This is a genomic window from Prochlorococcus marinus str. SB (assembly GCF_000760115.1).
Taxonomy (GTDB): Bacteria; Cyanobacteriota; Cyanobacteriia; order PCC-6307; family Cyanobiaceae; genus Prochlorococcus_A; species Prochlorococcus_A marinus_D.
In genome coordinates, this window is the sequence record NZ_JNAS01000002.1 from 774,755 (window position 1) to 788,508 (window position 13,754).

At 29.8% G+C, this 13,754-nt stretch carries 15 protein-coding genes and 1 tRNA gene; 12 read left to right on the plus strand and 4 right to left on the minus strand.

Annotated elements, in window-relative coordinates:
- Positions 1 to 2: 2 nt before the first annotated feature.
- Genes EV02_RS02330 through EV02_RS02320 form a run of 3 tightly spaced genes read left to right on the plus strand, consistent with a single transcriptional unit; the run spans position 3 to position 1,980 of the window.
- Positions 3 to 713 (plus strand): 15,16-dihydrobiliverdin:ferredoxin oxidoreductase, encoded by a 711-nt coding sequence (locus tag EV02_RS02330; protein ID WP_032520016.1) that lies wholly within the window; start codon positions 3 to 5, stop codon positions 711 to 713.
- Positions 714 to 1,475 (plus strand): phycoerythrobilin:ferredoxin oxidoreductase, encoded by a 762-nt coding sequence (locus tag EV02_RS02325; protein ID WP_032520018.1) that lies wholly within the window; start codon positions 714 to 716, stop codon positions 1,473 to 1,475.
- A gap of 31 nt (positions 1,476 to 1,506) precedes the next feature.
- The gene (locus tag EV02_RS02320) at positions 1,507 to 1,980 is read left to right on the plus strand and encodes a low molecular weight protein-tyrosine-phosphatase (RefSeq protein WP_032520020.1); all 474 of its coding nucleotides are present in this window, start codon (positions 1,507 to 1,509) and stop codon (positions 1,978 to 1,980) included.
- Positions 1,981 to 1,982: 2 nt separating this feature from the next.
- Here EV02_RS02320 and EV02_RS02315 read toward each other — a convergent pair whose 3' ends face one another.
- Positions 1,983 to 3,515, minus strand: a complete 1,533-nt coding sequence (locus tag EV02_RS02315; protein ID WP_032520021.1) for a bifunctional pantoate--beta-alanine ligase/(d)CMP kinase — start codon at positions 3,513 to 3,515, stop codon at positions 1,983 to 1,985.
- A gap of 98 nt (positions 3,516 to 3,613) precedes the next feature.
- Between EV02_RS02315 and purM the strand changes: the two genes are divergently transcribed.
- The 3 genes from purM (at position 3,614) to EV02_RS09555 (ending at position 5,588) form a co-directional block, all read left to right on the plus strand.
- Positions 3,614 to 4,657, plus strand: a complete 1,044-nt coding sequence (purM, locus tag EV02_RS02310) for a phosphoribosylformylglycinamidine cyclo-ligase (protein ID WP_032520022.1) — start codon at positions 3,614 to 3,616, stop codon at positions 4,655 to 4,657.
- 132 nt (positions 4,658 to 4,789) lie between these two features.
- Positions 4,790 to 5,434: a hypothetical protein gene (locus tag EV02_RS02305; protein WP_032520023.1), complete on the plus strand. Its 645-nt coding sequence runs from the start codon at positions 4,790 to 4,792 to the stop codon at positions 5,432 to 5,434.
- Complete coding sequence (locus tag EV02_RS09555; protein WP_193742634.1) at positions 5,421 to 5,588, plus strand: hypothetical protein; 168 nt, start codon at positions 5,421 to 5,423, stop codon at positions 5,586 to 5,588. Before EV02_RS02305 ends, EV02_RS09555 begins: the two co-directional genes overlap by 14 nt.
- A 211-nt stretch (positions 5,589 to 5,799) precedes the next feature.
- Here EV02_RS09555 and EV02_RS02300 read toward each other — a convergent pair.
- Positions 5,800 to 5,870, minus strand: a tRNA-Cys gene (locus EV02_RS02300).
- 42 nt (positions 5,871 to 5,912) lie between these two features.
- Here EV02_RS02300 and EV02_RS09225 point away from each other — a divergent pair.
- Both EV02_RS09225 and EV02_RS02295 read left to right on the plus strand, forming a co-directional pair.
- Complete coding sequence (locus tag EV02_RS09225; protein WP_241433717.1) at positions 5,913 to 7,142, plus strand: lipid-A-disaccharide synthase-related protein; 1,230 nt, start codon at positions 5,913 to 5,915, stop codon at positions 7,140 to 7,142.
- 35 nt (positions 7,143 to 7,177) lie between these two features.
- The gene (locus tag EV02_RS02295) at positions 7,178 to 7,444 is read left to right on the plus strand and encodes a hypothetical protein (RefSeq protein WP_025972613.1); all 267 of its coding nucleotides are present in this window, start codon (positions 7,178 to 7,180) and stop codon (positions 7,442 to 7,444) included.
- A gap of 3 nt (positions 7,445 to 7,447) precedes the next feature.
- Here the strand turns inward: EV02_RS02295 and EV02_RS02290 are convergent, their stop codons facing one another.
- Positions 7,448 to 8,083 carry a ribonuclease D gene (locus tag EV02_RS02290; RefSeq protein WP_032520026.1) on the minus strand — a complete coding sequence of 212 codons (636 nt, stop codon included), beginning with the start codon at positions 8,081 to 8,083 and terminating at the stop codon, positions 7,448 to 7,450.
- Positions 8,084 to 8,245: 162 nt separating this feature from the next.
- Here EV02_RS02290 and EV02_RS02285 point away from each other — a divergent pair, with 162 nt between their 5' ends.
- Positions 8,246 to 8,803 (plus strand): cofactor assembly of complex C subunit B, encoded by a 558-nt coding sequence (locus EV02_RS02285; RefSeq protein ID WP_032520027.1) that lies wholly within the window; start codon positions 8,246 to 8,248, stop codon positions 8,801 to 8,803.
- Between the two features lie 28 nt (positions 8,804 to 8,831).
- Here EV02_RS02285 and hemF read toward each other — a convergent pair whose 3' ends face one another.
- Complete coding sequence (gene hemF, locus EV02_RS02280; RefSeq protein ID WP_032520028.1) at positions 8,832 to 9,860, minus strand: oxygen-dependent coproporphyrinogen oxidase; 1,029 nt, start codon at positions 9,858 to 9,860, stop codon at positions 8,832 to 8,834.
- Positions 9,861 to 10,019: 159 nt separating this feature from the next.
- On the opposite strand from hemF, the gene EV02_RS02275 reads away from it, so the two are divergent.
- Genes EV02_RS02275 through EV02_RS02265 form a run of 3 tightly spaced genes read left to right on the plus strand, consistent with a single transcriptional unit; the run spans position 10,020 to position 13,726 of the window.
- The gene (locus EV02_RS02275; RefSeq protein ID WP_032520029.1) at positions 10,020 to 11,090 is read left to right on the plus strand and encodes an Mrp/NBP35 family ATP-binding protein; all 1,071 of its coding nucleotides are present in this window, start codon (positions 10,020 to 10,022) and stop codon (positions 11,088 to 11,090) included.
- A gap of 3 nt (positions 11,091 to 11,093) precedes the next feature.
- A complete protein-coding gene (rodA, locus tag EV02_RS02270) occupies positions 11,094 to 12,362 on the plus strand; it encodes a rod shape-determining protein RodA (protein WP_032520031.1) in 1,269 nt (422 codons plus the stop codon).
- Complete coding sequence (locus tag EV02_RS02265) at positions 12,362 to 13,726, plus strand: sensor histidine kinase (protein ID WP_032520032.1); 1,365 nt, start codon at positions 12,362 to 12,364, stop codon at positions 13,724 to 13,726. The genes rodA and EV02_RS02265 overlap by 1 nt, the downstream gene beginning before the upstream one ends.
- The last annotated feature ends 28 nt before the right edge of the window (positions 13,727 to 13,754 follow it).

A 13,754-nucleotide genomic window follows, 5' to 3' on the forward strand; every position in this document is an offset into this window, starting at 1 on the left:
TTATGTTTGATTCATTAGTTGATTTTCTTAAAACCAATATTGATGAATTAAATGGTCATGAAGTACAAATATCTAGCGAATTTAAAGAATATCATAATGAAGACTCAAAATATATTATTAAGAATTGGCTTTTTTCATCCCCCGAATATAGAAAGTGGCGAATAACAAGATTAGATGGTGGCAAAAAACTGCAAGTGTTTAATACGGTTGCATATCCTAATTTTGATTGTGAAATGCCTATTTTAGGAGCTGATATTTTATGGTTTGGAACTTCTCAAAAGTTATTAGCAATACTTGATTATCAACCTTTAATTCAAGAAGGCAAATATCTCGAAAAATATTGTTCAAGTTTAGGTATTATTAAAAAAAAATATTCTGCATTTGATAATAATAAAATGAAGAATATATATGATTCAAAAAAGTATTTTTCGCCATGGGTAATTATATGTAGAGGAAATAAATTAAATCTTGATAGAGATTTAAAAAATATATTTCATTTATTTGTAAATAATTATTTGAACATTCATAAATCGAACCCTGTTAATCAATTCTTAGATGCAGAAGAAATAAAGATTAATCAAATTAAATATGATAAGTATAGTTTTGAAAAAGACCCTGCAGATAAATTGTTTAAATCTTTTTTTGGAGAAAAATGGACAAAAAAATTTGTCAATAAATTCCTTTTTACATTAAATAATGAGATTATTTATTGAATGTTAATACAAGATACTATTTTTTACAGGCCAGATTGGAGATGGCATAATTTTTTAAAATATTTAACAAATAATTTAAGTAAATATAACTGTTTAGAAAAAATAATACCCTCGGAATATTCTTATAAAGATTCAACATATGGTTCAAAAAAATCAAAAAAAAATGTGAATCTCTCTACTTGGGGTGTAACGCATAAAAAAAGAATTCAATTCGCAAGAGCAGTGTGTATAAATAGTCCAAATTATTCTGTTTTAAATTTTTTAATTATTCCTAATACTATTTATAACGTCCCATTTTTTGGAGTAGATTTTGTTTCTCTACCTAATAGTTATTTATTAGTGTTAGATTTTCAGCCCTCATTAAAAATACAAAATCAATACAATAATCAGTTATTAGAAAAACTTATCAAACTCAAAAATCATTGTCATTCATCACTCCCATTAGCTGAAGAAATGTCTGCGGATGTAGCTAGATTTTTTTCTCCAGGAGCAATATGGTCAAAATTACCCAAAGAAGAAAGTAGTGATTTTTTGATTGCTAATCAGCTTTATATCTCATTTAAGGAATATCTTGATTTGTATTTGGAAATTCTTTTCGAAAGCAAAGAAGTCAATATTGAACTGCAAAAAGAATTAATAAACGGTCAAAATAATTATTTGAATTATAGAAGAGATAACGATCCAGCGAGGCCAATGTTGTCGAGTTTATTTGGTAAAGAATTTACTGAATCTTTAATTAAAGAAGTTTTATTTACTACTTAAAAGTCTTATAATTTATGAAATTTGAAATCATATGAAAAAAATTTCTGTTCTTTTTGTATGTTTGGGAAATATTTGTAGGTCTCCTGCAGCAGAAGCTATCTTTATAAGTCTAATTGAAAAGAAGGGCTTAACCGATGGCTTTATTGTAGATTCTGCTGGAACTGGGAGTTGGCATATTGGAAAAAAAGCTGACTCTAGGATGAGAATTGCGGCAGAAAGAAGAGATATAAATATCTTAAGCAGGGCTCGTCAAATAACCAACAAAGATTTTGACGAATTTAACTATATTATTGCTATGGACGATTCAAATTTTAGAAATATTCAAGATCTTAAAAATAGAACAGCTTCAGCTGGTTTTGCATCAATTAAAAAAATACAAGATTTTAGAACAGTTTTTAATGAGCAAGAAGTTCCTGACCCATATTTTGGAGGTGATGAGGGCTTCGATTATGTTCTTGATATATTAGAAGACTCTGTAAAAGGTTTTTTGGAAAGTATTTCTTGAATTTATTTGATCTCAGTCTCTTTAGGAATCTTGTCATTATAAAGATCAATAATTTTATCCACCACCTCATTAATTGTGTTTCCATCCGTAATAATTTCTATTGCGTCATCCGCTTTTACTAGAGGTGAAATTTCCCTATTGGAATCTTCAAAATCTCGTTTCTTTATAAGCTCTTTTAATGTACTAAGGTCTATTTCTTGTAAGTCTTTACTATTTTTATCAAATTTTCTTCTTTTTGCTCTTTCATCAATGCTAGCAGTCAAAAATATTTTAAGTTCTGCATGAGGAAAAACAGTAGTTCCTATATCTCTTCCCTCAGCTACAAGTCCGCCAGATTCTCCAATTTTTCTTTGTTCTTCTACTAAGAATTTTCTTACTTCTTTTATTGAGGAAATTTTAGAAACTATGGAACTTATCTTTTGCGACCTAATTTCTTCAGTAACACAGTAGTTATTAACATAAACATCCTGATGTGAATTTGTATTTGACTTGAAAACAATAGATATATCTTTAAAAATATTCAGTAATTTTTTTTCTTTTTTATAATCAATATTTTCTTTAAGTATAAGCCAACTCAATGCCCTATACATTGCGCCAGTATCTAAATATAGAAGTTTAAGTTTCTTCGCTATTAACTTTGTTACAGTACTTTTACCTGACCCTGCAGGACCATCAATTGCAATAATCGGCCTTCTTTTCATTAGGAAAACGTGATCAATTAATCTTGTCTCTCCACATCTTATCGCACCAGCCAGTAACGAAATATTATCCTCAAGTCTCGCTTTTTGGAGGGTATGAGGGTGCAAGTGTTCTAAATATTCGATTGAAATTTTTTTTGCTGATAACTTTTTAATAATTTCGTTTAAATTGACATTTTTTTCTTGTTGAAAAATTTTTTTTGCTTCTAATAACTCACTTGAAAAAAACCTAATCAATTTCCTTTCATTTTTTGATAAATGTACATTACGTGAACTTAAAGGAATTCCATCAAAATCTCGTTGTGTAGGAATAGATTTAATAGCAACATTTAATTTCTCTTTTAGGACAAGATTTTTTAAAATTAAAAGTTGTTGCCAATCTTTTTCTCCTAAGTAAAGATTTGTAGGCTTGATGAGATTAAGTAATCTATAAACTACTGTACAAACGCCATCAAAATGTCCAATTCGTTTTAATCCACATAATGCCGAAGATAATTCTCTTGGCGCTTTTAGGAATTTAATATTTTTATTATTTGGTGGATATATATCTTCATTACTTGGGATGAAGATGGCATCCGCGCCATTTGAAAAGGAGATTTTTATATCATTATCAATTGTTTTAGGGTAATTTTCTAAGTCTAACTTGTTATCGAATTGAAGTGGATTAATAAAAATACTTACTAAATTAACATTAGAATTTTCATTTCTTGCCGTTGATATTAATTTTATATGTCCATTATGAAGATTACCCATTGTTGGAATAAAGTTAATTTCACTATTTATATTTCTCCTCCAATTTTCTATTTCTTCAGTTTTCCTTATTATTACTTTCTTCACTTTGTTTTTAAAAAATAAATCTATTTGATAAATAATTACTGGACAAAAGCAATCTTAGGAGGAATATCTATATAGGGAGAGTCTATCATTTTTATTTCATGGATTACAAAACATCAGGTGTTGATATAGAAGCTGGACGAGAATTTGTTTCCGAAATTAAACAGGCAGTTGAAGGAACTCATACATCTAATGTGATTGAGGGTATTGGCGGGTTTGGAGGCTTGTTTAGAATACCTATCGACAGTTTTAAAAAACCAGTTCTTGTTTCAGGAACTGATGGTGTTGGAACAAAATTAGAATTAGCTCAAAGTAAAAACTTTCACTTTGAGGTTGGTATTGATTTAGTTGCTATGTGCATGAACGATATCATTACTAGTGGTGCAAAACCTTTATTTTTTCTGGATTATATTGCTACTGGTAAGCTTGATAAGAAACAATTATTGAGGGTTGTTCAGGGAATTTCACATGGCTGTGGAGAAAATAACTGTTCATTACTCGGCGGTGAAACTGCTGAAATGCCAGGATTTTATTCAAAAAATAAGTATGATCTTGCAGGATTTTGTGTTGGAATTGTCGATGAGGATAAGCTTATTAATGGTAAAAAAGTCTCTGAAAATGACTTAATAATTGCTTTAAAAAGTAATGGAGTTCATAGTAATGGCTTTAGTTTAGTAAGAAAAATTATCCAAAACAATAATCAAATAGAAAAGGAATTTGAAAAAGTTTCTCACTTAAGTTTTTATGATGAGTTATTAAAACCTACAAAAATTTACAATAATGTGATTAACCAAATTTTATCTGAAAATATAGAAATTAAAGCAATGTCTCATATAACTGGAGGAGGAATTCCAGAAAATTTACCAAGATGTATACCTTCTGATTTTATTCCTTATATCAATACCAGTTCTTGGGAAATACCTATTTTATTTAAATTCCTTAAAGACAAAGGATCTGTTCCTGAAAAAGATTTATGGAATACTTTCAATCTTGGAGTTGGATTTTGTTTAATTATTGATAAAAAATTTAAGAACGCGATATTAAGTATCTGCAAGGATTATGATATAGAAAGTTGGGAAATTGGAAAGATAGTTCGAAAAAATAATTTAACAAATAGTAAATTTTTGCCAGAAATTTTAACTTAAGTTCTTTTATCTTTTTTAAACGAGTTTTAAAAAATTATTTTTTATACCCAAATGAAAAAGTTAGGTGTAATATAATAAAATTACCGCCGAATTATATCGGAAGTTTAAGTATTAAGATTTAACTTTTATTCAATGCCCTTTGCAAATAATCAAAGAATTACACGTAGACGTAGTTCAGCTGGCCCTACACCTCCAAAAAGACCAATAGGTAATAATTCTGAATCAAATGGAAGACAGGCTCAAGGCCCAAGACCAACTTTCTTGACACTAAGAGATCATGGGAAAGTTTTTGTTGCTGATTTACCTAATTTGTCTGATGGTCAATTAGCGCATATTAGTAAAGAAGCTAATGAAGTTTTGAATAGTTTGGAAAAAAGACTTAGTGATCTTGAAAATGAACCTAACGTTAGTAATCCGGAAAACGATACGCTGATAAAAGCTTCTACTAAAAGAGACGTCACACTGAGGTTTATTAAATCAATTGAAGAAGAACAAGAACATAGAAAGAATAATCCTGCTTTACGAGATGCTGCATCTGAATCGTTACCGAGAACTTTTCTTGAGGTTGCTAGACATAGATTGCCTGGAGCAACTTTTGATTCACTTCTTCGAGAGGCTCTTGAAGTTTGTGCAGTTGATGAGAGTGCTGAAGAAAATCAAGTAATTGATGAGCCTAAAGAAACTGTAAAAATTATGGATATACCCTCTTCCAACACTAATGCTTCACTTGTTGTTAGTATCGACTCAAGTGATGATTCTAAGAATGACTCTATTTGATTCAACACAAGAGTTAATAAGCTTTAAAAACCAAAATAATTCAAAAATTAACCTTATATCAGAGAAAGATCCCATTTTATGTAATCATTGCAAAAGGACTGCTTCAAATGGTATAAGATGTTTAGGAATGTGTGTAGCAGATAATGATTACTAAAAAAATTTAAATTTTTATATAAATAATCTGATGAAAATAATTAATAAATTAATTAAATTTTATTTATTAATAGATATCGGGTATTATTAATCAATAAATAAAGAAGAGATCATTTTTCTATATATCAATAAGTAATTGAAACTTTATACCTTTTATTTCAAATTGAAGTTTTTAGAAAATTTCATAATTAAATATGTAAAAAAATTAAATAAGGCGGCACCCAGATTCGAACTGGGGATAAAGGATTTGCAATCCTCTGCCTTACCACTTGGCCATGCCGCCGAAAAAGATTCGATTGAGTCTTTTTATGATCTTAACAGTAAGGTGTCTCATTCTCTATTATTTATATGCAATGGTCATGGAGAAGATGTAATCGCATCGGAGATAATAAAAAGATTACTAAAAAAAATAAAAAATAAAAATATTGAAGTTTTGCCTTTAGTAGGAAAAGGAGATGTATTTAATTCCATAAAATCAAAGAATTTTCGTAAAATAGGATTTTTAAAAGAGCTCCCTAGTGGAGGTTTTAGTAATCAAAGTCTTAAGGGATTTGTGCTTGATTTGTTTGCAGGATTTTTAATCGATAATTTAAGAAATTTTCTACTTGTAAAACAGAAGTCAAAACATAACTGCAAAATTATCGCAGTAGGCGATTTCTTGCCATTAGTCTACGCTTGGAGTTCAGAATGCGAATTTAGTTTCATTGGAACTCCCAAAAGTGATCATACTTGGAGTAGTGGGCCAGGTTGGGATTTAAGCGATTTTTATCATAAGTTGAAAGGTTCTGAATGGGATCCATGGGAAATGTTTTTAATGAAATCTCCAAGATGTAAAAATTTAATTATGAGAGATAAAATTACAGCTAATAATTTGAATAAAAAAAATATTGATGCAAAATATTTGGGTAATCCAATGATGGATTTTGTTAATGCAACAAACGACAAAATATCAAATATTATTTCTTTTAAAAGGATTATTTTATTAGTTGGAAGTAGATATCCAGAAGCTCTTAAAAATCTTGATAATTTTCTAAATTGTTTGCAAGATTTTCATATATCAAAGGATTTGGTTATTCTTTTGCCTTTGAGTATTAATGCAAATGTGATTCAAATTCAAAATTATTTAAATAAATATGGTTTTATAAAACAGAGCAAAGTTAAATTTCTAATTAACGAAGATTCAGTATGGAAAAAGAAAGATCAATATGTAGTGATTGGAAAAGGTACATTCAATTCATGGGCCAATATGGCAGAAGTTGGCTTATCTAATGCAGGAACTGCTACAGAGCAAATTGCTGGCCTTGGAATTCCATCTCTCTCTCTACCGGGACCTGGGCCACAATTTACAAAATCATTTGCAAAAAGGCAATCAAGATTATTGGGCGGTAGTGTTTTAGTTTGCAATAACAAAAAAATTCTTTTAAAACGTTTAAGTTTACTTTTGAAAGAAAAAGTTGAAAGGTTAGAACAAGCAAAAATAGGCAAAAAAAGAATGGGGGAATCCGGAGCAAGTAAGAAAATCGTAGATGCCATAAACCTTTATTTGTTATCTTAGTAAATGGCACAAGCTTATTAATTATTAATTCTTTTATGTATCCAATAAATGATCGACAATATCTAAAAATTTGTGCAGAGATTGCAAAACTTATGAGTATAAGCTTATCTTCTGCTAAAAAGAAAGTAGAAATTCAAATCGCAAAAGAAGGCTCGAAAACTATTCAAGAAAAAATACAAGTTGCGCAAAATGTTTTAAAAATTTGTGAAAAAAATGATGGAGATAAATTAAGTTCTTCAAGAATACTTGATAAGCTTATGGAAACTCTTGATGGTGAAGATAATTTTTTAACTGAAGATTGATTATTAATGTTCAAATATATTTGAGAATTTTAGTATGTCTAAATCAGCATGTACAGAAACTGTTTCGAAACATTTTTGAGCTAATTCATATCTATTCTCTCTTTCTAAGATAACTTTTAATTTATGCATAGCTTCAATTAAATATCTAACATCATTTGATGCATAATCTAATTGATCTTTTGTTAAATCTTCGTTGCTACCCCAATCACTACTTTGCGAGCTTTTGTCCAGATCTATACCTAACAATTCATTAATTAAATCCTTTAAACCGTGTTTATTTGTATAAGTTCTTGCCAACTTACTAGCAATCTTTGTACAAAAAATATTTTTTGTATTAATTTCAAGATTGCATTTTAGAGCTGCTACATCAAATCTCGCATAGTGAAATATTTTAGTAATTTTGTCATCTTCAAGAAGTTTTTTTAAATGAGATGAAGAAGATGTATTACGTTCGATTTTTATACAGCATGTTCTTTTAAATTCATTGCATATTTGTACTAAACAGAGTCTATCTCTTCCATGGATTAAACCCATTGCTTCAGTATCAATAGCTAGGTAGGATGATTTTTTATAAAGATTGTATAAATCTACTGTTAAATCGTTATAAAGAAGATCAATATTTTTACTTTCAATAGTCATTTTTAATAAGTTTTAAGGAAATTTAAGATTTAGAATATTACTTAAGATTTTATTTAATTAAGAATTTTTATCTTATAGAAGTATTTTACAGAATAATTCTAAAAAATTATAATATGATGTAAATTTAATTTTTATTCTCGAGTTACTAGAAAAAATTATTTAATGTCATATTCCTTAAATTCAACATTATTGCTGACAATTCTCTTGGCCATAGGTTTATTTTTTTTTCTTAGGGCTTCCAGTAAAGATAGAACAACTATCGTTGAGATCTCATCTTCTCAGCAGCCTATTAAAGTTTTAAATAGTTTATGTGAATGGCTTAACTTGAGGGGATGGAAGCAAACAGGAGGAGATTTTGAACAAAGAATTTTAATATTCAAGGGTCAAGTTGTTTCTAGTAAATTTTTAGCAATTTTTTTAGGTTTTCTTGGCGGTTTTGGTTCTTGTGCTTTGGGATTAGTAATTATTCAAATATATCCTGAATTGGGTTGGTGGCCTATTCTTTTGGGATTAATTGGTGGACCTTTGTCTGGAATTGTTTATTTTAAAAAATCAGCAAGAGAGGAGAAATTTGAATTAAGGTTGATCAACGAAAATGAAAATGATTCAACTTTCATGAGACTAAGAGCACATAGGGATGAATTAATCTCTTTAGAAAATGAACTTGGAGAAAAACTTCAATTGAAAAGTGATGGTTCCTTATTTAAAACACCTATTTAAGATACTTTAAAATTTTATTAGATAATTTTTAATCAAAAATATTATTCTCTATACAGAATTTCTCTAACTCTTTATCATTTAACCAATCTTGGGGTTTTGTAAAAATTGAAGTGAGAAATTCCTCTCGAGAACCCTTTTTAGCTTTATATCCGTATTCCCATCTAGCTAAAGGCGGCAAGGACATTAATATAGATTCAGTTCTACCATTTGTTTGTAGTCCAAAAATCGTCCCTCTATCCCAAACTAAATTGAATTCGACATATCTACCTCTTCGATATAGCTGAAATTCTCTTTCCTTCGATGAATATGTTTGAGAAGCTCTTTTTTCAATAATGGGCAAATATGAAGGGAGGAATGCTTGCCCACAATTTTCGGCTAAAGAAAATAAATTATCCCAATTTAAATTAGATCTGCCAATATTTTGTGAAGATTTTGATGCCTCTCCATTGTGATTATTTCCTTTATAAATATTGCCTGAACCATCTTGATAATCATAAAAAATACCTCCTATGCCTCTAGATTCATTTCTATGCTTCAAGAAGAAATATTCATCACACCATGGTTTGAAAACTTTATGCAAATCTTTACTAACATTCTCACAAGCTTTTTTATGTTCGTTATGAAAATTCCTTACATCAGAAAGATAAGGATAAAAAGGGGTTAAGTCTGCACCTCCCCCAAACCACCAAACAGGACCAGCTTCGAAATATCGATAATTCAGATGAACTGTAGGAATAAAGGGATTCTTAGGATGCAACACCATAGAAGTTCCCGTAGCAAACCATTCATGACCTTTTGCTTCGGGTCTTTGAGAGATTATAGATTGAGGTAATTCTTTTCCCTGTACTTCCGAGAAATTTACTCCTGCTTGTTCAAAAATAGAACCATTTTTCAATACTCTTGATTTTCCTCCGCCACCTTCGTCTCTTAGCCAGGATTCTTCTGTAAATTTCCCTTTGCCATCTATATTTTCAAGCCCTGAACAAATTTTGTCTTGTAGAGTTAATAAGAGATTTTTAGTTTTTTCTCTCGAGTTTTTAGGAGGTTCTTTCAACATGTATTTAGTAAATCTTGAAGAAAAAATTTTTTTTGGTTAATTATAAGTTTCTCTTTATAATTTCTCTTAGGGGGTCCCTATTGCCTATTATTTGATAGTTCGACATAGTTCTTAATCTTTTAAACAGTCGACTACCTTGCCAAAATATTTAAAAATTTAATGACCACAATAGAAGATGCGAATTTTGCTTTACAAAAAGTTCTAGATGCTGGATCACAGAAAAATGTAATTGAATTAGCTTGGATTAAAAATGTAAGAGTAACTATACCAAGAGTAATCGTAACATTATCATTACCATCGTTTGCTAATTCTCAGAGAAATAGAATTGTAAAAGAGGTTAGAGAAGTACTACTGGATTTTCAAGATATTGATGATGTTCAAATAGAGGTAGATAATAATTCTTCCAAAACAGAATCTCAAAATCAAAGTAATGCTCCTGAATTGCAGAAGATTGATGGGATTCGGCACATCATAGCTGTTAGCAGTGGTAAAGGTGGAGTTGGAAAAAGTACCATTGCAGTTAATCTCGCTTGTTCTCTAGCTAAATTAGGCTTAAAAACTGGTTTGCTGGATGCGGATATTTATGGACCTAATACTCCCTCAATGATGGGAGTTGCCGAACAGAATCCAAAGGTTACGGAAGGTAGTGGCAGTGATCAAAGGTTAATACCAATAAATAAATATGGAATTTCTTTGGTATCAATGGGTTTCCTCATAGAAGAAGGTCAGCCAGTTATATGGAGAGGACCAATGCTTAATAGTATTATCCGACAATTTTTATACCAAGTTGAATGGAAGAATCTTGATTTTTTGGTTATTGACTTGCCTCCAGGAACAGGAGATGCTCAAATATCTCTTTCTCAATCTGTGCCTATTTCTGGAGCTATAGTTGTCACTACTCCTCAACAGGTATCTTTGCAAGATGCAAGGAGAGGATTAGCAATGTTTAAACAACTCGGAGTACCTTTACTGGGAATCGTAGAAAATATGTCAGTATTTATTCCGCCAGATATGCCAGGCAAAAAATATGAAATTTTTGGTAAAGGTGGTGGACGAACATTAGCTAATGAAAATGACTTACCATTATTAGCTCAAATTCCTATTGAAATCCCTCTCGTTGATGATAGTAATAAAGGTATACCAATCTCAGTAAGTCAGCCCCATACAGAAAGTTCTGTTGTATTTGGTAATTTAGCTCAATTAATTAAGAATCAATTTGTCAATATTTAATTGATGTTTAAAAGAATTTCCTTATTAAATAACAGAGGATTTTTACAAAAAAAAGACAACTTTAATAGAGGTTTTTTACTCTCTCCACTACTTCTTATTCCTCTTTTTTTAGTCATTATTTCCGGTTTTTTAATAAAAAGTATTCAGGGTGATTTTTTAGTATCGAATTATTTAAGTCATATCCTAACTGGTTTTTTAGGTTATTTTTTAGGATTTTTTATTTCTTATATACCCTTAGAGAGAATTAGAAAGTATGTGGTTCCATTTTATTTGTGTACTTTAATATCCTTATTACTAATTTATTTTTTTGGGATTTCAGTTTCTGGAGCCCAAAGATGGTTAAACTTGGGCATTTTTTCTTTTCAGCCTTCAGAAGTAGCTAAACTTAGTACTGTATTAACGCTTGCTTTAGTACTCGACAAAAAAATAATCTTAACAATAAGAGATTTAGTATTGCCCTTATTATTAGTAGTTATTCCTTGGTTATTAATTTTCTTTCAACCGGACTTAGGCACCTCTTTAGTTTTACTTGTTTTGACAAGTGTGATGTTCTATTGGTCGCAAATGCCAATAGAGTGGATTTTGATATTAGTGTTTTGTATTATCACATCTATATTTTATCTAACCTTACCAACTATTCTTATTTTCTGGATTCCAGTTATAGGATATCTTGCTTATAGATCTTCAAAAAAGAAAATTATTTTTTCTGCTATCGCTATTTCGTTCCATTTAATAGTGGCAAAATTGACACCAATCTTGTGGCAATATGGTTTAAAAGAATATCAAAAAGATAGATTAGTTTTATTTTTAGATCCAAATAGAGATCCATTAGGTGGCGGATATCATTTGATACAGAGTCAAATTGCAATTGGTTCAGGAGGATTATTTGGGACTGGTTTGCTACAAGGTAAACTGACTAATTTGCAATTTATACCTGAACAACATACTGATTTTATATTTAGTGCTTTAGGGGAAGAATTAGGCTTTGTGGGTTGCACTACAGTTTTATTTTTGTTCTTTTTTTTGATAAAAAAACTTATTAATACTGCATCAATTGCTAGGACTAACTTTGAATCTTTAATTGTTATTGGAATAGCCTCAATATTTATATTTCAAATAATTATTAACTTATTCATGACTATTGGATTAGGGCCAGTTACTGGGATTCCCCTTCCTTTTATGAGCTATGGTCGAACGTCATTGGTGACTAATTTTATATCTATTGGATTCGTTTTATCTATATTGAAACGTTCTAGATCACTAAGAAGTTGATGAAATCACTAATAACTATAAAAAAAATTCAAGAGCTTTTAATGAAGGGAGTTCAAACCATATATGTTGATGATGATACATCCAGAAGAATGTGGTGGGCTTCTTTAGAAGTTATTCAAAAAGATTTTTTATCTCAAAATTATAAACAGGGGGGGATCTGGATCGCCTCTCCTTTGCCAGCTTTTAATGATAAAAAATTTTTAAATCAACTTAATGGATGGCTTTGGTCTCCTGAGGGGTTTTCATATTTTCAAAATGAGAATGCAGGTTTTTTACCAGTCAATAATTCAGAAAAGATAAAAAAAGATTTCGATTTAGTTAGCAATTATAAAGTCTTAAATCTTTGTCAGGAAGATGGCTATGAACCTTTTTTGATGATAATCACCCCAAATTTTCAATGCGTATTATCAATTGTAGGAGAAAAAGATAAAAAAATTCTATTAATGAAGTGTGATGAAGAAAGCCTAAAACTTTCAATTGAATTAATGCATGCAAAATTAAATCAAGAAAATTATGAGGAGGGAGTAAAATTTCGTAATGCAATAAATAATTTAGGAAATCTTAATATTAACCATCAATTTGAAAAATTATTTTGGCCAATATTATCGGCAAAATTAGCAAATAATACGCCAAGTCACAATATACAGAATTTTGTGAAAAATGATGAAAAAAATGTGCAGATAACTGAAGCAAAATTATTACGTGCAATTTCTCATGAAGTAAGAACTCCTTTAGCAACTATAAAAACCCTAATTAGTTCTACTTTAAAAAAATATAGAATGGATGAATCAATAAGAAATCGTTTGATTCAAATAGATAATGAATGTAATGAACAAATTGATAGGTTTGGTTTAATCTTTAATGCAGCAGAATTAGTTAGTAATGAAGTACCATCCTTGAATAACTTGGCGAAAATTAATTTAGCCGAAATTTTTAAAAAGCTTGCTCCTTCATGGAATGATCAATTAAATCGACGTGGGATTTCTTTAAAGATTGATATACCCAGTCAACTTCCGCAAATTTTGAGTGATTCTGAAAAATTGGAATTAATGTTAAGTGGTTTAATTAATAAAAATACTAGAGGATTAAAAGAAGGTAGTACATTAATTTTAGAATTAAGACCAGCTGGTCAAAAACTTAAACTTCAATTAAAAGTACAAAAATTAGAAAGTAATCAAAAAGAAATTCCAAAAAAAGATAACGGTTCTGATATTGGTCCTGTTTTAAATTGGAACCCTCAAACAGGTAGTTTACAACTTAGTCAAAATGCTACTCAAAAGTTGTTGGCCAGCTTGGGAGGGCGTGTCACACAAAGGCGTGATACAGGTTTAACAGTATTTTTTCCGATTTCAGATTCAAAATAAAATGAGAAAAAGGTTTCCATATATTAAA

Bases quoted from the DNA above. Each gene is read 5' to 3' on its own strand.
- EV02_RS02295 (WP_025972613.1), top strand. From the start codon at position 7,178: ATGTATCCAATAAATGATCGACAATATCTAAAAATTTGTGCAGAGATT.
- purM (WP_032520022.1), top strand. From the start codon at position 3,614: ATGGATTACAAAACATCAGGTGTTGATATAGAAGCTGGACGAGAATTT.
- EV02_RS02265 (WP_032520032.1), top strand. From the start codon at position 12,362: ATGAAATCACTAATAACTATAAAAAAAATTCAAGAGCTTTTAATGAAG.
- rodA (WP_032520031.1), top strand. From the start codon at position 11,094: ATGTTTAAAAGAATTTCCTTATTAAATAACAGAGGATTTTTACAAAAA.
- EV02_RS09555 (WP_193742634.1), top strand. From the start codon at position 5,421: ATGACTCTATTTGATTCAACACAAGAGTTAATAAGCTTTAAAAACCAA.
- EV02_RS02320 (WP_032520020.1), top strand. From the start codon at position 1,507: ATGAAAAAAATTTCTGTTCTTTTTGTATGTTTGGGAAATATTTGTAGG.
- EV02_RS02285 (WP_032520027.1), top strand. From the start codon at position 8,246: ATGTCATATTCCTTAAATTCAACATTATTGCTGACAATTCTCTTGGCC.
- EV02_RS02290 (WP_032520026.1), bottom strand. From the start codon at position 8,083: ATGACTATTGAAAGTAAAAATATTGATCTTCTTTATAACGATTTAACA.
- EV02_RS02275 (WP_032520029.1), top strand. From the start codon at position 10,020: ATGACCACAATAGAAGATGCGAATTTTGCTTTACAAAAAGTTCTAGAT.
- EV02_RS02325 (WP_032520018.1), top strand. From the start codon at position 714: ATGTTAATACAAGATACTATTTTTTACAGGCCAGATTGGAGATGGCAT.
- hemF (WP_032520028.1), bottom strand. From the start codon at position 9,860: ATGTTGAAAGAACCTCCTAAAAACTCGAGAGAAAAAACTAAAAATCTC.
- EV02_RS02330 (WP_032520016.1), top strand. From the start codon at position 3: ATGTTTGATTCATTAGTTGATTTTCTTAAAACCAATATTGATGAATTA.
- EV02_RS02305 (WP_032520023.1), top strand. From the start codon at position 4,790: ATGCCCTTTGCAAATAATCAAAGAATTACACGTAGACGTAGTTCAGCT.